This is a genomic window from Desulfovibrio sp. SGI.169 (assembly GCF_050313595.1).
GTDB lineage: Bacteria > Desulfobacterota > Desulfovibrionia > Desulfovibrionales > Desulfovibrionaceae > Desulfovibrio.
Window position 1 is genome coordinate 1 of sequence record NZ_JBNPLS010000026.1, and the last position, 18,251, is coordinate 18,251.

The 18,251-nt window shown below is 61.1% G+C and carries 17 protein-coding genes; 11 read left to right on the forward strand and 6 right to left on the reverse strand.

Annotated features, from left to right (window positions below; all coding sequences use genetic code 11):
• Window positions 1-201: 201 nt before the first annotated feature.
• From ACQRA4_RS11170 to ACQRA4_RS11200, 7 genes are all read left to right on the forward strand, one after another.
• Entirely contained in the window at window positions 202-1,314 is a 1,113-nt protein-coding gene (locus ACQRA4_RS11170) for a glycosyltransferase (protein ID WP_427823157.1), read from the forward strand.
• The gene (locus tag ACQRA4_RS11175; protein WP_427823158.1) at window positions 1,311-1,781 is read left to right on the forward strand and encodes a hypothetical protein; all 471 of its coding nucleotides are present in this window, start codon (window positions 1,311-1,313) and stop codon (window positions 1,779-1,781) included. The genes ACQRA4_RS11170 and ACQRA4_RS11175 overlap by 4 nt, the downstream gene beginning before the upstream one ends.
• A gap of 16 nt (window positions 1,782-1,797) precedes the next feature.
• On the forward strand, window positions 1,798-2,973 hold the full coding sequence (locus ACQRA4_RS11180; protein WP_427823159.1) for a glycosyltransferase family 2 protein: 1,176 nt from the start codon (window positions 1,798-1,800) through the stop codon (window positions 2,971-2,973).
• A gap of 143 nt (window positions 2,974-3,116) precedes the next feature.
• Window positions 3,117-4,307 carry an ABC transporter permease gene (locus ACQRA4_RS11185; protein WP_427823160.1) on the forward strand — a complete coding sequence of 397 codons (1,191 nt, stop codon included), beginning with the start codon at window positions 3,117-3,119 and terminating at the stop codon, window positions 4,305-4,307.
• Between the two features lie 10 nt (window positions 4,308-4,317).
• Window positions 4,318-6,288, forward strand: a complete 1,971-nt coding sequence (locus ACQRA4_RS11190; protein WP_427823161.1) for a glycosyltransferase — start codon at window positions 4,318-4,320, stop codon at window positions 6,286-6,288.
• A gap of 44 nt (window positions 6,289-6,332) precedes the next feature.
• Window positions 6,333-7,784 carry a D-glycero-beta-D-manno-heptose-7-phosphate kinase gene (gene rfaE1 / locus ACQRA4_RS11195; protein ID WP_427823162.1) on the forward strand — a complete coding sequence of 484 codons (1,452 nt, stop codon included), beginning with the start codon at window positions 6,333-6,335 and terminating at the stop codon, window positions 7,782-7,784.
• A 44-nt stretch (window positions 7,785-7,828) separates the two neighbouring features.
• Window positions 7,829-8,803 (forward strand): glucokinase, encoded by a 975-nt coding sequence (locus tag ACQRA4_RS11200; protein WP_427823163.1) that lies wholly within the window; start codon window positions 7,829-7,831, stop codon window positions 8,801-8,803.
• Window positions 8,804-8,926: 123 nt separating this feature from the next.
• On the opposite strand, the gene ACQRA4_RS11205 is transcribed toward ACQRA4_RS11200, so the two are convergent.
• The gene (locus tag ACQRA4_RS11205) at window positions 8,927-9,283 is read right to left on the reverse strand and encodes a hypothetical protein (RefSeq protein WP_427823164.1); all 357 of its coding nucleotides are present in this window, start codon (window positions 9,281-9,283) and stop codon (window positions 8,927-8,929) included.
• A gap of 85 nt (window positions 9,284-9,368) precedes the next feature.
• Here ACQRA4_RS11205 and ACQRA4_RS11210 point away from each other — a divergent pair, with 85 nt between their 5' ends.
• The 4 genes from ACQRA4_RS11210 to ACQRA4_RS11225 all read left to right on the forward strand — a co-directional run bounded on the left by ACQRA4_RS11210 (window position 9,369) and on the right by ACQRA4_RS11225 (window position 12,116).
• Entirely contained in the window at window positions 9,369-9,776 is a 408-nt protein-coding gene (locus tag ACQRA4_RS11210; protein ID WP_427823165.1) for a Fur family transcriptional regulator, read from the forward strand.
• Between the two features lie 129 nt (window positions 9,777-9,905).
• Entirely contained in the window at window positions 9,906-10,436 is a 531-nt protein-coding gene (locus ACQRA4_RS11215) for a bacterioferritin (RefSeq protein WP_427823166.1), read from the forward strand.
• A gap of 13 nt (window positions 10,437-10,449) precedes the next feature.
• The gene (locus ACQRA4_RS11220; RefSeq protein WP_427823167.1) at window positions 10,450-10,638 is read left to right on the forward strand and encodes a rubredoxin; all 189 of its coding nucleotides are present in this window, start codon (window positions 10,450-10,452) and stop codon (window positions 10,636-10,638) included.
• Between the two features lie 437 nt (window positions 10,639-11,075).
• A complete protein-coding gene (locus ACQRA4_RS11225) occupies window positions 11,076-12,116 on the forward strand; it encodes an AraC family transcriptional regulator N-terminal domain-containing protein (protein WP_427823168.1) in 1,041 nt (346 codons plus the stop codon).
• Window positions 12,117-12,284: 168 nt separating this feature from the next.
• Here the strand turns inward: ACQRA4_RS11225 and ACQRA4_RS11230 are convergent, their stop codons facing one another.
• The 5 genes from ACQRA4_RS11230 to hemC all read right to left on the reverse strand — a co-directional run bounded on the left by ACQRA4_RS11230 (window position 12,285) and on the right by hemC (window position 18,163).
• Window positions 12,285-13,730: a sodium:solute symporter family protein gene (locus ACQRA4_RS11230; RefSeq protein ID WP_427823169.1), complete on the reverse strand. Its 1,446-nt coding sequence runs from the start codon at window positions 13,728-13,730 to the stop codon at window positions 12,285-12,287.
• A gap of 2 nt (window positions 13,731-13,732) precedes the next feature.
• Window positions 13,733-13,855 (reverse strand): hypothetical protein, encoded by a 123-nt coding sequence (locus tag ACQRA4_RS11235; protein ID WP_427823170.1) that lies wholly within the window; start codon window positions 13,853-13,855, stop codon window positions 13,733-13,735.
• A 236-nt stretch (window positions 13,856-14,091) separates the two neighbouring features.
• Complete coding sequence (locus ACQRA4_RS11240; RefSeq protein WP_427823171.1) at window positions 14,092-14,667, reverse strand: TetR/AcrR family transcriptional regulator; 576 nt, start codon at window positions 14,665-14,667, stop codon at window positions 14,092-14,094.
• Between the two features lie 97 nt (window positions 14,668-14,764).
• A complete protein-coding gene (locus ACQRA4_RS11245; RefSeq protein ID WP_427823172.1) occupies window positions 14,765-17,209 on the reverse strand; it encodes a Lon protease family protein in 2,445 nt (814 codons plus the stop codon).
• Window positions 17,210-17,230: 21 nt separating this feature from the next.
• A complete protein-coding gene (gene hemC, locus ACQRA4_RS11250) occupies window positions 17,231-18,163 on the reverse strand; it encodes a hydroxymethylbilane synthase (RefSeq protein WP_427823173.1) in 933 nt (310 codons plus the stop codon).
• Window positions 18,164-18,251: the final 88 nt, after the last annotated feature.

An 18,251-nucleotide genomic window follows, 5' to 3' on the forward strand; every position in this document is an offset into this window, starting at 1 on the left:
TTGAAATAGCCGCCTTTAGGCGGCTCAAATATTCCGCCGCTTTGAGCGGCTCACAGCACAAGCCCCCGGCTTTGCCGGGGGTGTATGACTAAAGTGAATGTCTCAATGCCGGGCGGGACTTGCAAAAGCGTACGGAATGCATAGTATGCTGACAAGCGCGACCGCGGAATCCACAGCGAGGCGCGCTTTCACAGGAGTCACATGACGCGACCTTTGAATATTCTTTTTCTTATGGAAGACCTCTGCTTCGGCGGCACGCAACGCCAAACGCTGGAACTGGCCCGCCGTCTGGACCGCAAGCGATTCTCCCCGGCCATGCTCACGCTTACCGGCGTCACTGATCTGGATGAGGCGGCCCGCGAGGCGGGCATTCGCCTGACGCATATGGGCGCCTCACGCCGGGTTGCCCCCTTGTTTTTTCTGCGTCTGGCCGCCGCCCTGCGACGGGCGGCCCCGGACATTCTGATGCCCTGCACGGCCCTGCCCAACATCTGGGGCCGTATCTGGGGCCGCGCGCTGCATGTGCCGGTAATAGTGGGCACCTGTCGCGGCGGCGGCGGGCCCAAACGCCAGCATGAGCGCTGGCTCTGGCGTTTGACCCGGCACATGGTTTGCAATTCCGGGGCCCTGTTCCAGACGCTTCAGGGCCTGGGCGTGCCGGAAGCGCATCTGAGCTATATTCCCAACGGGGTGAATGTGGATTTTTTCCGCCCTGGCGCAATGCCCCCGTCCGCGCGTGAGCCGGTAATTCTGTGTGTGGCGCGTCTGGCGCGCGACAAGGATCATCTGACCCTGCTGCGGGCTTTTGATCTGATTCTGCAAAGTCGCCCGGAGGCGCGCTTGCGTATTGTGGGCGACGGCCCGGAGGAGGCGGCTCTGAAACAGTGGGCGCAAGGCCGCGCGGCGGGCGCGCGGGTGGATTTTTTCCCCGGCGGCATGGACATGCGGGCGCATTACGCTGCGGCCCGGATGTTCGCGCTGGCTTCCGTGCGCGAGGGCCAGCCCAACGTCATTCTGGAGGCCATGAGCTGCGGGCTGCCGGTTTGCGCCACGGCGGCGGGCGGCATTCCCCACCTGGTGGAGGAAGCTGCCAACGGTTTTCTGTCCCCTGTCGGAGACGCCGAAGCCCTGGCCCGCAACTGCCTGCGCGTCTTGGACGACCCCCAGACCGGGGATGCCCTGGGACGGGCCGGGCGCAGCCGGGTGGAGCGCGATTTTTCCTTCACGGCTATGGTGGACGCGCATCAAGCCCTGTTTGAGCGGCTCTGGCGGCAACAGGCGTCAGCCGGGCGGAGCGGGGAGCGGGCGGCATGAGCGCGCTGTCCGTTTTTCGTCGCGCGCGGCGGCTCGTCTGTCTGGCGGCGCTGTCGTCCGGGTTCATTTGGCGCGCCCCGGCGCTGGCCGCCCTCCCGCCCGCAGCAGAAGAGGCCGCCTCGCCTCCTGCGGCCCCCGTGGAAGTGCGGGAGCTTTGGACAGGCTCTCTGTACACGTCCTCCTTCCGGGTGGGCATGTGCGTTTCCGCCCAGGGCGCGGCGCGGGGCGTCCTGCATCTGCGTCTTGCCAACGGTCAGGTGGACGTTTACCACTTTAACGGCAGCGTAAAAGACAATGCCGTGGCGGCCTCTCATTCTTCCGGGCATACTTTCAGGGGACGCCTGAGCGCGCCGGACAGGGTGGAAGGCACAATCAACCTCAAGAACGGCATGAAGATCAAGCTTGAGGGCAAGCGCATCCAGGATGTGCCGCTTGCGCCTGAAGATTGCGCTCCACTGCCGGAATAGCGCTCAGGAGTATTCAATGCTGGCGTTCTGGTTTTGCGTGGGTCTGGCGCAATGCGGTCTGCTGTATCTTTTGGCGCGTTGCGGGCGGGCTCTGATCCGCAAGGCTGAGGAAGAGCGGACAGCCGCTCGTTTCACGCCTCAGGGCGGCTGGCCCAGGGCCGCCATGATTGTTCCGGTGGCGGGCGCGCATCCGCGCATGGCCGATGCCCTGAAAAGCTTGCTGAACCAGGATTATCCGTCTCTGACCCCGGTGCTGGTGACGGCCGCGGCGGAAGAACCGGCGGCGGAACTGGTTCGCCGTCTGCGCGAAGATTTTCCCGCTGTGCGGCATGTGGTGGCCGGCCCGGCAGAGGGCTGCGGCCAGAAAAATCATAACAGCCTGCAAGGTGTGGCTGCCGTGGGCGACACGGCCGACATCTATATTTTCTGCGACAGCACCCATCTGGCCCGGCCGGATTTTGCGCGCTGTCTTGCGGGGGCGGTGGCCAGGGGCGAAGCGGCCTTCAGCACCGGCTATCATACTGTTGAGCCGCGTGACCAGCGTCCGGTCACCTTGGGCTATGCGTTCAGCGTGCTGCTGATGCGCTTTTTTCAGGGGCTTTCGGCCTTCACCCAGCCCTGGGGCGGGGCAATGGCCATGAGCCGGGACGCTTTTGGGCGTTACGGCGTGGCTGAACTCTGGGCGCACAATGTGGTGGACGACTGCTCTCTGGGCGCTTTGCTGCAAGCCCGGGGCGCGCATGTGCGCTTGTGCCCCGCCGCGCTGCTGGGCACTGAAGCCGAAAATCACAGTCTGCCGGTCTGGCGGGCCTGGATGGAACGACAGGTGCTTTTTCTCAAGTTCTGCATGCCCGGCCAATGGCTGCTGCTTGGCGTGCTGGCCGTGCTGATGGCCCTGCCGCCCCTCTGCGCCGCTTTTGCGTTGCTTGGCGGCCTGCTGGGCCTGGGCGGCGGGGCGGCCTCGTCGCTGGCGCTGCTGTGGCTGACGATGCTGCTCGGCGTATTGGGACCCTGGCGGGATTTTCTGCCCCGGCCTGTGCCGCTGTGGCGTTGGCTGTGGGCTTTTGGCTGCGCGGCGGGCATGTTTGTGCTGGTGTACCTGCGCAGCGTTCCCGCCAGGGTGATTGTCTGGCGGGACAGGGTTTACACTGTGGGGCGGGGCGGAACCGTGCTCAACATACGGCGGGGCTGAGGCCATCACAGTGGAGAGGCTCCTTTTGACACTTATCCCGGCCCGGAGTAAAAATATGCCGGATAAACTGATGCCCGCCGGCGGCGGAACGAGATCCCCGCGCGGGGCGGCTTTTTACGTCTTTTGCTTATGGTAGTCGCAGTATGATCGCCATGTCCGACCTTTTTCGCGTCAGCCTTCGGCAGGTTGTGCGCCAGCGCGGTTTCGGGGTGATATTGTCCATCGCCCTGGGCATTACCGCTTTTATCGCGCTTTCCGTGCTGGGCCGCGAAATACGGTATAAAGTGGGCCAGGATATGGTGCTCATGGGCGGGGTCAACGTCATCCAGGTCTACATGGACGACCAGCAGTATCCCGGCCAGCCCCAGCGCGAATTCTACCCTGAAACCGTGGACGCTTTGCGCGCTCTGCCGGGCGTGGGCCTGGTCAGCCGCAATCTGCGAGGCGGCAAGGTGTTTACGCTGCGCGGCGAAGGCGAACGCTCCATGCATGTGGACTTTATCGGTGTGGATCAGCACTTCGCCGAGGTCTACTCCCTGACCCTGGTAGCCGGGCGTCTTTTCAGCGCGGACGACACGGAGCGCCACCGCCGCGTCTGCATGCTGGGGAGTGAGGCGGCGTACAATCTGTATGGCGACCCGGACAGCGCCCTGGGCAAGCTGCTGTTTCTGGAAAAAGACGTCTTTGAAGTGGTGGGCGTGGTCAGCGGCGTGATGCTGGGCAGTTGGAGGCAAGGGGGCTTTTTGCCCTACACCACCATGATGGATCGCAACTGGGCCGGCGGCAAGGTGACGCGCCTGTTTATCCGGGCCATCGGCTGGGAAGACGTGCCGCCCCTGGTTCGGATGATTCCGGAAGTGGCGCGTGAGCATCAGGCCGCGCCTTATCTGGTGGTACGCACTCAGGATGAGCAGCTTGAACGCATCAAAACCACCTTCATGTGGGTGGAAGCTCTGCTCTGGCTGGGCATTGCCGCGTCCCTGATGCTGGGCGGTTTCGGCATCTGGTACGGCACCTTCGCCGCGGTGCGCGCCCGCACCCGCGAAGTGGGCCTCAAAAAGGCCATGGGCGGTTCCGATGCGGATATTCTGGCCCAGTTTCTGGCGGAAGCCCTGTGCAAATCCGTGGCCGGCGGCATATTGGGCATTATTGTGGGCGTGTTCCTGGTGGAGGTGGGCGCGTGGTCATTGGGCACGGGCATATCCTACCCCCTGTTGGTCGCCAGCAGCCTGGGCAGCATTGTTTTTTCTGCCCTTATCGGTGTGGCCGGCGGTTTGTATCCGGCCCTTCAGGCCAGCCGCATGGACGTGGTCTCCGCCCTGCGCTTTGAATAAAAGGTGAAGCATGGCTCCGGTTATCGTCGCCAAGGATTTATATAAATGTTACGCCGGATTCGCGCCGGTGCTGCGCGGCGTGAACATTGAGGTGCAAGCCGGCGAGCTTGTGGCCATCATGGGCCCCTCAGGGTGCGGCAAGTCTACCATGCTGCACATTCTGGGCATGCTGCACGCGCCTGACGCCGGCTCTCTGAATATTCTCGGCACGGATGTCCTTGTGTTCAATCGCGAGCAGACGGCGGCCTTTCGTCGCGGCAACATGGGCTTTGTCATGCAGTCCAGCAACCTTTTCGAGCACTCCACGGTGTTTGAAAATGTTGAATTTCCTCTGATTTATGAAGGCATACCGCCGCAGGAACGCTGGGAGAGGGTGATCCGCGCTCTGGAACTGGTGCGCCTTTCCGCCAGAGTGCATTATCGCAGCAACCGCCTGTCGGGCGGCGAACAGCAGCGCGTGGCCATTGCCAGGGCTATGGTCAACAACCCGCGCATTCTACTGGCCGACGAGCCCACCGGCGCGCTGGACGCCCGCACCAGCCGGCTGATCATGGAAAACTTCTGCACGCTCTGCCATACCGGCGGCGTGTCCATGGTCATGGTCACGCATGACCCTAAGATGGCGGAATACTGTGACAGCATATACACTCTGGAGGACGGCATCCTGCACTGTCGCCGCCGTGAGCCGCCGCCGCTTTCGGAGCATGAGACGCAAACGCTCCTGCAGCCCGCGCCGCCCGTGGTGCGCGGCGCGCTGGTGGCCGAGCGTTTTCCCGAGGCGTCGGGCCAGAACCTGATGGAAGAGGCCCACCGTCTGCACGCAGCGGGCCTGCTGTCGCGCATTTACGCCATCCGGGGCAGCGGTCTGCTGGGCAATCCGGAAGGCTATGCTCTGCCCCTGGCCGTGCGCCGCATCGGCTTGTGGCATTTTTTCTCCGCCTGCGCGGCCCTGTTCCGCCAGTTGCGCGGTTCGTCCCATTCCATGTGGGAACTCTGGCGCGATTTGCCCGTACGGTCCCGTTGGGGCCGGGACTTGCCGGGCCATCTTTGGGCTTTTGGCTGCGGAGCCTTGCTGGCCCGTTGGAGCCTGGAGGAGAAAATCGAATTTCTGTACGCCGCCGGCGCCCACTGCGAGGCCACGGCCAGTTGGGTGGCCGCGCGTCTGCTGGGGCTGCCTTTTGCCTTTTCCGTGCGCGCGCAGGATTTGGCGCGTCCGGGCAAAGACTGGGCCGTCAAGGCGGCGCAGGCGCTCTTTGTGCGCTGCGATACGAGAGCCACGCTCCAGGCTGTGCGCGAGTTGCTGCCGGAATTGCCGGAAGACAGGCTGATTCTCCTGCGTGACCCCCTGACCCTGACCCCGCCCGATGACGATACGGACATGCCCCTGCCGCCCGGCGTCCAGCAGGGGGAGCAGCCTTTGCAGATTTTGGCCGTGGGCGCCATCCGCGCGCGCAAGGGCTATGATCTTCTGCTGCGGGCCTGTGCGCAACTGCGCGCGGGGGGGCTGGACTTCAGACTGAAGATTGTGGGCCAGGGGCCGGAGCGTCTGCGCCTGCGCTGGCTTGCCTGGCGTCTCGGCCTGCGCGGAATGGTGGATTTTGCCGGTCAGATTCCACACGAGAATATGGCTGATGTTTACAGAAAAGCCGACATTTTTGTGTCGCCGGGCCGCAAAACCGGGCAGGGCGATGCGGACGGCCTGCCCTCGGCTCTGGCTGAAGCCATGGCCTTCGGCCTGGCGGTGGTGGTCAGTGACCTGCCGGGCCTGACGGAAGCCGTGGAAGACGAAAAAAGCGGTCTGGTGACGCCTCAGAATGATGCGACCGCCCTGGCCCATGCTCTGAAGAGTCTCGCCGCGCAGCCTGAGGAACGCCGTCGCTTGGGCGATGCGGCCCGAACGCGCATCCACGCTCTGCTGGACGCGCAGGAAAATGAGAGCCGTTTCGGCAGGCTTTTCAGCCGGGCCATCCGCACGGCCTGAGCCGGCGTTGTACGCATTTCAGCGAACACGAAAAGGGAATATTCATGGACTTTACGGGCGCGCGCGTGCTGGTGGTGGGCGATGTGATGCTTGATCGCTACATTGCCGGCCAGGTCAGGCGCATTTCTCCTGAAGCGCCGGTGCCCGTGGCGTGCGTGCGCAAGCGTTGGACCGCGCCGGGCGGCGCGGCCAATGTGGCCCGCAATCTGGCCCGTCTGGGCCTTCAGGCCGTTCTTGTTGGCCTGGCCGGCCGGGATGAGGCCGGTGAAGGCCTGCGACGGGAGTTGGCCGCGGAAGGCATTGACGACTGCCTGGCGTATGCCGCCGCCAGGAGCACCACGAGCAAAACCAGAATTATTGCCCAGGGGCAGCAGTTGCTTCGCCTTGATGAAGAGTTTGTCGCGCCGCCGCGTCCGGAGGAGCACGCGGATTTGCGCGCAAAAATTCTCGAGCTTCTTCCCGCCTGCGGCGCGGTGGTGCTGTCTGATTACGGCAAGGGCGTTCTGCTGGACGACGGCGCAAGCGGCAGCCTGTGCGCGTCGGCCATGGCGGCGGCCCGCCAACGCGGCATCCCCGTGCTGGTGGACCCCAAGGGCGGGCAATGGCGGCGCTACGCCGGGGCGCAGTGCGTGACGCCCAACAGCGCCGAGTTCGCGCTGGCCTGCGGCCTGGAGGCCGGAGATGCGCCGGATCAGCAAGAGCGCGAGACGCTGGCCGCCCGCCTGCGCGAACAGTATGATCTGGAGCGCATTCTGCTTACGCGCGGGCCCAAGGGCATGGCCCTGTTCGCCGAGGGCGAACCGCCGTGCTATATCCGGGCAGCCGTGCGCGAAGTGGCCGATGTTTCCGGCGCGGGCGATACGGTCATTGCCGTCCTGGCGGCCTGTGTTGCCAAGGGGCTGGACTGGAAGGAAAGCGCCCGTGTGGCCAATCTTGCGGCCGGCGTGGCCGTGGGCAAGATGGGCACCGCGCCCGTGTCTCTGGCTGAGCTGAACCAGGCGTTGCGCGAAAATGCCGACAATCCCAAACTTTACGGCGGTTCCGCCCTGCTGGAAAAGCTGGAGGAGTGGCGACGCAGAAACGAAAGCATTGTTTTCACCAACGGCTGTTTTGATCTGCTCCATCCTGGCCATATTTCCCTGATTCGCCAATGCGCGGCCTTGGGCGACCGCCTGGTGGTGGGCCTGAACAGCGACGCTTCGGTGCGCCGTCTCAAGGGGGCCGACCGGCCCATACAAAATGAGCAAAGCCGCGCGCTGCTGCTGGCCGCCTTGCGGGGAGTGGACGCGGTGGTTCTTTTTGACGAGGATACGCCTCTGGAGCTGATCCGCCGGGTGCGTCCCGATGTGCTGGTTAAGGGCGGCGACTATACTGTTGAAACCGTGGTGGGCGCTGATCTGGTGCGTGCGTATGGCGGGCGTGTGCACCTGGCCCGGCTGGTGGAGGGGTGCAGCACCACCAGTCTGGTGCGCCGGATGGGCGCGGAAAAAGCCTGAAGCCGGCTTTGGCGTTTGGCGGGCTTCGCTCGCCGGGAGGGGCCATGCAACGCATTTTTGCCGCCGATATCGGCGGAACCAACTGCCGTTTCGCCTCCTTCAGCCTGGCTGAAGGCCGTATCAGCCTTGAGCGGGCGGCCTGGATCAAGTCCGCCGGTTTGCGGGATACGGATATGGTGCTGGCAGCCTTGGAGCGTGAGCTGGAAAAGCCCCTGCGCGCGGCGGACGCTCTTGTGCTGGCCCTGGCCGGACCGGTCAGGGACGACCTGCGCGGCAAGCTGACCAATGGCGTCCTGAAGGTGGATTTCACTAATCTGAAGCGCCGTTACGGCGTCGCCCGCTACCGGGTCATCAATGATTTTATCGCCGAGGCCTATGGCTGTCTGACAGAAATGGGGGAACAGGCGCGTTGCGTGGTCAGCCCCGTCAACGAGGCGGAAATGCCGGCCACGGCCAGCCGGGCCGTGCTGGGCGCGGGCACCGGCCTGGGCACGGCCTCCCTGATTCACGACGGGCGCGGCGGTTGGCTGCCGGTGCCCGCTGAAGGCGGGCATGTTTCCTTTCCCTTTGTGGGCGATGAGGAAAATGACTTTCACCGCTTTGTTTGCGCGGAACTGGGCTATCCTTTTGCGCGCGGCGACGACATTCTCACCGGTAAGGGGCTGTCGCTTCTGCATCGTTACCTCAGCGGCGAAAATCTGGAAGCTCGCGAAGTGGGCGAACGCGCCCTTAGCCAGGACACTCCGACCCTGCGCTGGTATTCGCGTTTTTACGCCAGGGCTTGCCGCAACTGGATTTTGACCACCTTATGTCGCCGCGGCCTGTGGATCGCCGGCGGCATCGCCAGCCGCAACCCCCTCAGCGTCACAAGCGACTACTTTCTGGAAGAGCTGTACACAACGCCACATTTCGCCGCCCTGATCCGTTCCGTGCCGGTTTATCTTATTGAAAATAAAAACAGCGGCTTGTGGGGTGCGGCTCAGGCCGGTCTGGAATTGCTGCGTCGCGAGGCGCATTGAGCGCGCCGTCAGGCGGGGCTGGGCGGCCCGCCGGCAAAACTGGCATACTCCAGGCGAATGATTGATTTCACAATATCTCTCTTTGCCAGATTTCATGTGGACGGGCAAAGAGAAGATATTTTATCATTCTTTGAGCAATAATCTCAAAATTTTTCTCTCATAGAGATGTAGTTTGATAAAATAGGTTTTATGGATACTGTTTGAATATTTATCAATTTTATGCAATATTTTCTTTGAATTTTGTGGCTCCGTGGCGCGGAATTGTGATGTGGCATGGCAGGCGTATAGAAAAGAAAAATGCCGGGAAAGCGTTTCGCTGCCCGGCATCTGCGTCTGGCTGATGAAGACTTGCACAGTTCTCCAACGGTTGCCGGGCGAGATGCAAACGCTGTGTACCCGTATGCAATGCGCCCATGCGGGCGCGTTGCTGAACTTTAACTTTGCAAAAATCTGCGCTGTGTTAGGTGCGGCCGACGGCATTGTGAAGGACCTTTGCGCGAGATGAATCCAGGGCTTGACAGCTTTCTTCGGTAAAAGTAATCTTTATTGAATTATGGAGGCTGTCATGGCGCAAGTTCAGACAAGAATGACACGGCAACGTGCCGTGATTTTAGAAGAATTACGCAAAACCAAGAGCCACCCCACGGCGGATGAGCTTTACAGCATTGTGCGGGAGAGACTGCCGCGCATCAGTCTGGGCACTGTGTATCGCAATCTTGACTTCCTGGCCGATAGCGGCGAAATACGTCGGCTGGAGGCGGCCGGCTCCACCAAGCGCTTTGACGGGGATATGTCCTGGCATCAGCATGTGCGCTGCCTGCACTGCGGTCGCATTGGCGACGTGATGCGGCCTTTGGCCGCGCCCCCTGTGGATGACATTGCAGTGGAGGGCTTTTCTTCCATTGTGGGATCGCGCATCGAATTTGACGGCATCTGCGATGAATGCGCGGGCCGTCTGCATGATGTGCAGTAGCAGTTTAGGGAATGGCCGCGCTTTTTCCTCCGGGGAAATTTTTCCCCGAGGGCTTGGCGTTGGCTTGTATTTTGTGTAAACAGATTCAACTTATGATTTGATGCATTCAAACCGCCAAGGAGTCATGACATGGCAGTCAATAAAAAGAATCGCAAGGAAAAAGTCATAGAAGTGCTCAACAAGGCCCGCAGCATGGAGCTGTTTGCTGTCCACCAGTATATGAACCAGCATTACAGCCTGGACGACAAGGATTACGGCGAGCTTGCCGCCAATATGAAGCTGATCGCCATTGACGAAATGCGCCATGCCGAAAGTTTCGCCGAGCGCATCAAGCAACTGGGCGGCGAGCCCACAACCCAGAAAGACGGCAATGTGAAAACCGGCGAAGCCGTTCTGGCCATTTATGAGAACGACGCTGGCCGCGAAGATGCCACCATTGAAGCCTACAATCAGTTTATCAAGGTCTGTGAGGACGCGGGCGACAAAATCACCGCCCGCCTGTTTGAGCGGATTATTGACGAAGAGCAGGCGCACCTGGACTACTATGAAAACACCGCCGGGCACATCAAGACCCTGGGCGACACCTATCTGGCCAAGATTGCCGGCACGCCTTCCGACACGGGCCCGTCCAAGGGCTTCGTCACCGGTGCCAGCGCCTGAAACTGAGATCCATATGGCTGATTCAAAGAATATTTGGCGCTGCCAGATGGTCAATTGCGGTTATATGTATGATTCCGACCGGGGCGACAAGCGTCATAAGATTCCCGCCGGAACAAGATTTGAGGATCTTCCCGATGACTGGCGCTGCCCGGTTTGCGGAGCCGGCAAAAAAAGCTTCCGTCGATTGAGCGACGAGGCGTAGTTTTTCCCGCCGTTATGGTTCAAGGCTTCCGGCCCCTGGGGCCGGAAGCCTTTTCGCATGCGGGTTCCCTTGTTCTCTGAAGAAGGCGCAGGTTTTTCGCGGGTGGCGCTATGGGCGACCGGAGGGCTGACAAGCGGCTCGCGCAACGCCCGGAACTCCGCGCCGCGGCATTGGATAGCCCAAGGGGAAGCGCCATCTCGTCCCTGGTCTTGCGTTCCTTACGCAGGCTATAAAAATTTGGGAGGCCTCCTCCCTTCAGGTCGCACCGACATTGTTCTGGCCGTGAGCTGGCGTCAGCGAGCGCCCGGCGCCTCATTCAGCATAACGACGCTTCCATTTTTCGTCAGCGCGTATGCACAGGCCATACCCGGCGCGACAGATTTCGGCCCAAGCTGCGCGCCATTTCTTCTCGACCTCTGGCCGCAAGTCTGGCAGTCTTGCGCCTGTCCATTCTTTCTCTTTCCGGCGCGCTGTTGCTCGCCTCTTCCAGTTTTGCCGGATTGAAGGAGGGTGAACAACCTGTTGAAACATTACCCCTGGAGCAGTCGGCGGAGTGTTCAATTTCAGGAGATTTCATGATGCAGTGCGCTGATTTCAATTCATTAACTGACATGATAAAGACACAGATTCTTCGTCTCTTGCCGGCGCAGGGCAGACTGGAAACATCTGTGGCAGGTTTGACCCTTACCAGATATGATGATGCAACTTCACCGGAGAGGTGCCTGTGTTCCCCCATGCTCGCTTTTGTGGCGCAGGGCTTTAAACGTTCTTTTTACGGCGACAGGGAAACAAATTATGGGAAAGGGCAATGCGTAGTGCTGGGCATTGATGTGCCCGGCATTTTTCAGATTGACGGCGCTACCAGGGAGGTGCCGTTTTTGTCTTTGTCAGTTAGGCTTGATAACCAGATCATTTCCCACCTTTTTGCTGAAATGCCCACTCTGTCCGAAGCAAATCCCGCGTCGTCCTCTCCCATAGGAGTCATGGACGCGAATCCTGAACTGCTGGACGCGTTCAGAAGACTGCTGAATTTGCTGGAATCGCCTGAGCGCATCCCGTTTTTTGCGCCCATGATCATGCGCGAAATTCATTTTTTTATCCTGTCAGGCAGTCTTGGGGCGCAACTGCGGCTTTTCAGCACATCTGGAACGCGGGCATACCAGATACGCCGGGCGATTTCATGGCTTCGCGCCAATTATAAGGCATCCCTCCGCATTGAGAATCTGGCTGACATGGCCCACATGGCTCCCTCCACGTTCAACCGTTGCTTCAGGCGGGTTACTGGCCTGAGCCCCCTTCAGTTCCAGAAACGCCTGAGGCTTCATGAAGCGGAACGTCTGATGCTTGTGGAAAACCATGACGCTATGTCAGCGGCACTGGCTGTGGGTTATGAAAGCGGCTCACAGTTCACAAGAGAGTACAAACGGCTTTTTGGCGCGCCTCCGCGTCAGGATATGGAGCGCAGGCGAGCCGGCTAGCTCGCCTCTGAGCGAAAATTTTTGAGCGCCCTGCTTTGCGAAGCGTTTTTCGCATGGGGAACCTCCCGCTAGGGAGCTTTTTCACCTTGTCCACCTTGAGGGCATATCACACAGCCGGGGATTCCTTGCCGGGGATTCCTTTTCTGTCCGTTTATTGCGAGACAAGGATCAGGCGTTGGTCGCGGGCCAGAAGGAGGAATTTTTGCGGCCTTCCTTGTCCAGAGCCCAGCCCAGCAACCAGCCCGCCAGAGAAAAAGCGAAGCCGACAAAAAAGGGCGGGATCAGCGCGGCCTGTTCCCAGAGCAAGGGCGCGACGGCGAAACTTTTGTGCGCCAGCAGGTACCAGAGCATGCAGCTTGCAAAGCCGGCGCAGCAGCTTATCCACGCGGCTAGGGAACTGCGCTGGCCGAAACGCACAAGGGCCACATAGGCCACCAGCACAGTTGCCCCCACTATACTCCAGCTTGTGGTGCAGAGCAGGGCGATAAGCTGCCCCTTGATCTGGGCGCAGCCGCCGGAAAGCAGCACGCAGAAGGCGATACCCAGCAGCCACATGGGGCGTGAAGCCTTGCGCCCCGGCAAATCTTCGGCAATGGCGGAGACGGCGATATGAAAAATGGCCGTGGCTGTGGACAGGGAGGCTGACACAATGGCCAGAACAAAGATTTGCAGACCCACATTGGGCAGCAGCATTTTGACCAGCGTGGGCATTACGTCGTCCGGCGAGGCCACTTCCGGCAGAATCAGGCGCGAAAGCGAGGCCACAAAGTAAGCGCCGCCCACAAGCAGCGTGAGCACCAGCATGGCCAGGGGGGTGATGCGGTTGACCTGCCTGGCCGAATTGAGGGCAAAATGGCGCTGGATCATTTGCGGCTGGGCCCATACCGCAATGGAAGTCACCACGACCAGGGAAATGATGAACCAGCCCTGCTCGCCGCTGGAAAGCGCGAGAAAGCCTTCGTTGGCCCTGGCCGTGGGAGCCAGCGCGGCCAGATCGGCAATGCCCTGGAGAGGGCCGCCCACTCTGCCGAACACGGCCCAGACCAGCATGCATATGCCCGCCAGCATGACGAAACCCTGCATGGCCTCGGTGTAGAGCACGCCGCGCAGGCCACCCACAAAAACGGCAAAGCCCACCAACAGAGCCACCAGCCAGATCAGCAACCAGACCGGCAGGGGCAGAATTTGCGCCAGCAGCAAAGCCGCGCCCTTGACCACCGCTGAAGCGTAAACCCCCAGGAATGTTGAGAAGAGGAGCGCCAGGGCCTTGCCCAGAAAGGGGCTCTTATGCCCTTTGGCCAGCAACTGGGTAGGGGTGCGCGCCTGAAGATTGCGCTGGCAGAGTCGGGTGGGCCAGGCCAGAAAACGGTAAACAATCCAGGTGCCCAGCCAGACGTTGCCAGCCGCCACCAGAAGCATTTGCAGACCGTAGACATACGCCAGACCGCCAAAGCCCACCAGGGCCACAGCCGAAATATAGGTTGCCACATAGGCGAAAGCCTGGATGCTGAAACCCACGCGACCCGTGCTCAGAACGTCATGTCCCCGCCCCTTGCGGGCCAGCCAGACAAAAACGGCAATGTAAGCTATCCAGATCAGAGCGTCGAGCAGCATGGTCAGCTCCGGCGACGGGCCTGACGGCTCAGGGCGACCAGAGACAGCAGCAAGGCCCCGCCCAGGGACAATATGGCTATGCGCACTGCCGTGTCGGCCAGCAAAAGAGTGGAGAGAATATCCATGGGGCCTCCTTCGGACATAACGCCGGACATAAAAAAACCGCCAATCCCTGTGATCGGCGGTATGAACCATTATTGCATGCCCTCTAAAAACGGCGACGCAACCGAACCGGGATCAGCGGCTGACTCTGGCGGCGTAATATCGAAAAAAAAGAAGTGTCAGGCGTGCGCTCATGAACCATCCATAACCGCCGGAGGGCGGGCTGTCAATCCATACGGACGGGGAAAGACAGAAAGGATCAGGCTTTGATGGCGCGGGCCACAAAGTCCAGCACATCACTGTACAGCGTGGGCAAGGCATAGGGGGTCAGCACCTGGGTGCGGTTGGCCCCGACCATCAGTGAAATGATTATCTGCGCCGTGGCCTTGCTGTCCACCTTGACCAGACTGCCGTCACTGACGCCACGCGCGATGAGCGTTTCCAGCAACTGGTGAACCTGCGAGAACATGGAATCCATCAGGTCGCGATCCGTCTTGGTTTTCATGTCGCTGTACGGAGAGCAGCGCACCAGCACCAGCCAGTTGGAATCTTTATCAATGGAAAAATCAAGATATGCTTTGCAGTAGCGCATCACCGCGTCAAAGCCCGTGGTCGCGCCCGCCGTGGCTTCGCGCAGCTTGATCAGAAAATGTTCCAGCACATCCAGGCCAGAGGCAAGAAAGAGTTTTTCCTTGTTGCCGTAGTGGTGGGTCAGAAGACCCAGGGCTACGCCGGCGCGGTCGGAAATTTTTTTGAATGTGGTTTCCACATAGCCGCATTCGCCAAAAAGCTCTTTGGCCGCCTGGAGCAAGGCTTCTTTTTTGCTTTTATTCATAATTTTTTGCTGCGCCGGAACAGGGCCGGGCTTGAAGTATGGAAAGGCGAAACCTCTTTACCGTCGCGAAGGGGCAAAGTCAATAAAGGAAGCTCTGTCAGCCCTTACGGGGCCGCCGGAAGGCGTTTTGGGCATAATCGCCCAGGCGTTCCAGGCGTCTGTCCACCAGATCATACAGACTGCCGGGGGTGAAGCCGCCATTTTTATGTCGTCGCCCGGCGGGCAGGCCGGTAAGCAGGCTCAGGGCCTCTTCGATGCGGCGTACGGGGTAGATGGCGAACTGTTTTTTTTCCACTGCCGCCAGCACGTCAGGCGAAAGCATGAGATGATCCACATTGTCGCGGGGAATGATGACGCCCTGCGAGCCAGTGAGTCCGTGACGGGCGCAGACCTTGTAAAAACCCTCAATCTTGCGCGTCACGCCGCCCACAGCCATGATTTGGCCGGAGTGGCTCACCGCGCCGGTGAAGGCCAGATCCAGACGTACCGGCGCGTCTGCCAGGGCCGAAAGCAGGGCCGCCAGTTCCGCGCCCGACGCCGAATCGCCTTCAATGCCCGCGTAGCTCTGCTCAAAATAGAGCGAACCGGAGAGCACCAGAGGCTTTTTACGGGCAAAAAGATCCGTGAGATAGCTTTTCAGAATCATCATGGCCTTGGTGTGGATGGGACCGCCCAGTTCGGCCTCGCGCTCCAGGTCGATGATGCCCTCATGCCCCACGCCCACAGTGCAGGAGATGCGATGCGGCAGGCCAAACTCGAAATCTCCGTGCCAGGTGACCGAAAGGCCGTTGACCTGGCCCACGGCGGAACCGGAGGTGCGCACCTTGATCATTTCCCGGTCATATTCCTCCATGAATATTTCTTCCACCAGATTGGCGCGGTAGGTGCGCGCGGCATAGGCTTCTTCCAGAATGGCGGCGCTGACCAGGGACAGCTGGCGCATCTCGGCCAGGGCCGCGGCTTCGATCATCAGTTCACGCAGCAACGGAAACTTGAGAGAAAGGCGGCGCTGATCCTCACAGAGGTGTGAACCAAGGTCCACAAGCCAGGCCAGGGCCGTGCGATCAAAGGGCGGCAGCTTGTTTTCATCAATGATTCTGGCAATGTGACTCAGATAAATGCGAATGTTCTCTGCGGTGCGCTCCGTCACATCGGCCATATGAGCCTTGATGCGGAAAAGCTTGGCAAAGCGGTCGTCGTTGACCAGCAGGGTTTCGTACGGTTCTTCGCCGCCGATCAGCACCACCTTGAGGCTCAGAGCCAGCGGTTCGGGCGTGATGCCCTTGGTGCGGATGGCCATGTCAGGCGTGTCGCCCGCGTCTTCAATGCGCGCCTGATTGGAGCGCAGCGCGCGCAGCAGACCTTCCCAGGCATTGGGGTGCTGGAGCAGATCATCAATGTGCAGCACCAGAAAACCGCCGTTGGCCTTGTGCAGGCTGCCGGCCTTGATCAGGGTGAAGTCCGTGACCAGCGCGCCCATTTCGGATTCGCGCTCCACGCAGCCCAGCAGGTTGACCGCCGTGGGGTGGTCTTCCACCACAATGGGCGCGCCGCTCAGTCCACTGTTGTCCACCAGCAGATTGACCTCGTAGCGGTAAAAAATGTTCTCCGTGGGCTGAGGCGTGTGCCCGTCGCCGCCGGACGCGCCTTGCATGCCGCCGTCGCGCGGCAGGAATGACTCTGTGTTTTTAAGAATGTCCTCGCGCAGCGCCGTGAAATATTCCGGCAGGCCCGGCGCGGGGCAGGCCTTCAGAATGCGTTGCTGCGCCGGCGTAAGCAGGACGTCCAGCACCTGACCCATGGCCTGGCGCTCCAGATCGCGCTCATCGTCGTGAAAAGATTCCTCCGCCTTGTTCAACTGGCGCATGAAGCCCGCCATAGCCTGCACCAGGCTGTCGCCCCGCCGCTTGAGGTTGAGGCGCACCGTATTGTCCAGGCGCTCAAATTCCTCTTCACTCAGGCGCTTGCCTTCCACCAGCGGGTACAGAGTCAGGCCGCCGTTTTCATCCATGTCCAGATTGAATCCCTTGTCCACGGCCACGGAATTCATCTTGTGCAAGAGGCCCATGCGAATGCTCTGAAACTGATCCACAAGCTTGGCACGCTGCTTGACATAGGCGCTGGCCTCAAAACGCCGGGCCAGCTCTTTGCCGATGTTTTCCAGCGTTTCCTTCAGGGACTGCTTGAACTTTTTGCCCTGCCCGGCGGGCAGGGCAAGCAGGCTCGGGCGATCCGGGTCGGCGAAGTTCTGCACATAGACCAGATCCGGCGGCGTGGCCGCCTTGCGCGCATGGGGCCGCAAATAGGACAGAAGCATATAGCTGCGTCCGAGATCCGCCTCGCCGGAAAGATAGACGTTGTAGCCGCTCGCGCGGATGTGCAGGGCCAGATTCAGAGCCTGCATGGCCCGGGGCTGGAAGGGGTTTCTGCGGCCGTTGCCGCTGCGCGGCAGGGGAATCGCCCGGCTGTCTTCCCAGGGGATGCGGTCAGGGTCAAAGGTGGCGTGCAGCCGGGATGTGGGCAGGGGTGCGATGCTTGGCATGATTGCTTGATTCTTGTTTTCTTACTGTTGCTGGTAAAGTTTTGCCAGAATGGAGCGTGCGCCCCTGTCAAGCAGCTCGCGGGCCAGGCTCAGGCCCAGGGCGCGGGCGTCCACCGCGTTGCCGGTCTTTACGGCGCGTAAAATCAGGCTGCCGTCAACTTCGGCCACAAGACCTTCCAGGCTGACGGTTTCGTCATCCACAAGGCGGGCATGCCCGGCAATGGGAACCTGGCAGCCCCCTTCCAGCCCGGCCAGAAAACCACGCTCGGCGTCCACACAGACGCGGGTGGCGCGGTCTTCCAGACTGGCCAGATGGACGAGCAGATCATAATTGTCCTCGCGGCACTCAATGCCCAGCGCGCCCTGGCCAACAGCGGGCAGAAAAAACTCCGGGGCCAGAGGCGTCATGTACGGGGCGCTGAGTCCCAATCGCTTGAGCCCGGCGGAGGCCAGAATGATGGCGTCGTAGTCGCCATCCTGCAATTTGCGCAGACGCGTATCCACATTGCCGCGCAGGCTGGAAATGCGAAGGTCCGGCCGCAGGGCCAGCAACTGGGCCTGACGCCGCAGGCTGCTGGTACCCACATGCGCGCCCCGGGGCAGGGCGTCCACAGCGGCGTGGGTGAAAGAAAGGAAGCAGTCCGTGCATGTTTCGCGCGGCGGCACGCAACCCAGAATCAGCCCATCGGGCAGAATCATGGGCACATCCTTGATGCTGTGCACGGCCAGATCCGCCCGCCCGTCCAGCAGGGCCTCTTCAATTTCCTTGACGAACAGGCCCTTGCCGCCCACCTTGGACAGGGGGACATCCAGAATGATGTCCCCCCTGGTCTTGATGACGTTGAGCGAAACCGCGAGTTCCGGGTCAAGGGCTTCCAGACGGCTTTTGACGTGCCCGGCCTGCCAGAGAGCCAGACGACTGCCGCGAGTGGCGATGACGAGATGCTTGCGCATGGCTTCCTATGTGTTGTGGAGCGTGAAGAGAAAATCCGCGCCCGGCCTGTCCGGCCAGGGGGCGGTCGCAGAGGCTCAATCCCTGCAA

What these genes read in the sequence shown, in the direction of transcription:
- ACQRA4_RS11230 (WP_427823169.1), bottom strand. Translation starts at nt 13,730, where the DNA reads ATGCTGCTCGACGCTCTGATCTGGATAGCTTACATTGCCGTTTTTGTC.
- ACQRA4_RS11170 (WP_427823157.1), top strand. Translation starts at nt 202, where the DNA reads ATGACGCGACCTTTGAATATTCTTTTTCTTATGGAAGACCTCTGCTTC.
- ACQRA4_RS11180 (WP_427823159.1), top strand. Translation starts at nt 1,798, where the DNA reads ATGCTGGCGTTCTGGTTTTGCGTGGGTCTGGCGCAATGCGGTCTGCTG.
- ACQRA4_RS11205 (WP_427823164.1), bottom strand. Translation starts at nt 9,283, where the DNA reads ATGCCGTCGGCCGCACCTAACACAGCGCAGATTTTTGCAAAGTTAAAG.
- ACQRA4_RS11220 (WP_427823167.1), top strand. Translation starts at nt 10,450, where the DNA reads ATGGCTGATTCAAAGAATATTTGGCGCTGCCAGATGGTCAATTGCGGT.
- ACQRA4_RS11210 (WP_427823165.1), top strand. Translation starts at nt 9,369, where the DNA reads ATGGCGCAAGTTCAGACAAGAATGACACGGCAACGTGCCGTGATTTTA.
- ACQRA4_RS11185 (WP_427823160.1), top strand. Translation starts at nt 3,117, where the DNA reads ATGATCGCCATGTCCGACCTTTTTCGCGTCAGCCTTCGGCAGGTTGTG.
- ACQRA4_RS11245 (WP_427823172.1), bottom strand. Translation starts at nt 17,209, where the DNA reads ATGCCAAGCATCGCACCCCTGCCCACATCCCGGCTGCACGCCACCTTT.
- ACQRA4_RS11215 (WP_427823166.1), top strand. Translation starts at nt 9,906, where the DNA reads ATGGCAGTCAATAAAAAGAATCGCAAGGAAAAAGTCATAGAAGTGCTC.
- ACQRA4_RS11175 (WP_427823158.1), top strand. Translation starts at nt 1,311, where the DNA reads ATGAGCGCGCTGTCCGTTTTTCGTCGCGCGCGGCGGCTCGTCTGTCTG.
- ACQRA4_RS11190 (WP_427823161.1), top strand. Translation starts at nt 4,318, where the DNA reads ATGGCTCCGGTTATCGTCGCCAAGGATTTATATAAATGTTACGCCGGA.
- ACQRA4_RS11235 (WP_427823170.1), bottom strand. Translation starts at nt 13,855, where the DNA reads ATGGATATTCTCTCCACTCTTTTGCTGGCCGACACGGCAGTGCGCATA.
- hemC (WP_427823173.1), bottom strand. Translation starts at nt 18,163, where the DNA reads ATGCGCAAGCATCTCGTCATCGCCACTCGCGGCAGTCGTCTGGCTCTC.
- ACQRA4_RS11200 (WP_427823163.1), top strand. Translation starts at nt 7,829, where the DNA reads ATGCAACGCATTTTTGCCGCCGATATCGGCGGAACCAACTGCCGTTTC.
- ACQRA4_RS11240 (WP_427823171.1), bottom strand. Translation starts at nt 14,667, where the DNA reads ATGAATAAAAGCAAAAAAGAAGCCTTGCTCCAGGCGGCCAAAGAGCTT.
- rfaE1 (WP_427823162.1), top strand. Translation starts at nt 6,333, where the DNA reads ATGGACTTTACGGGCGCGCGCGTGCTGGTGGTGGGCGATGTGATGCTT.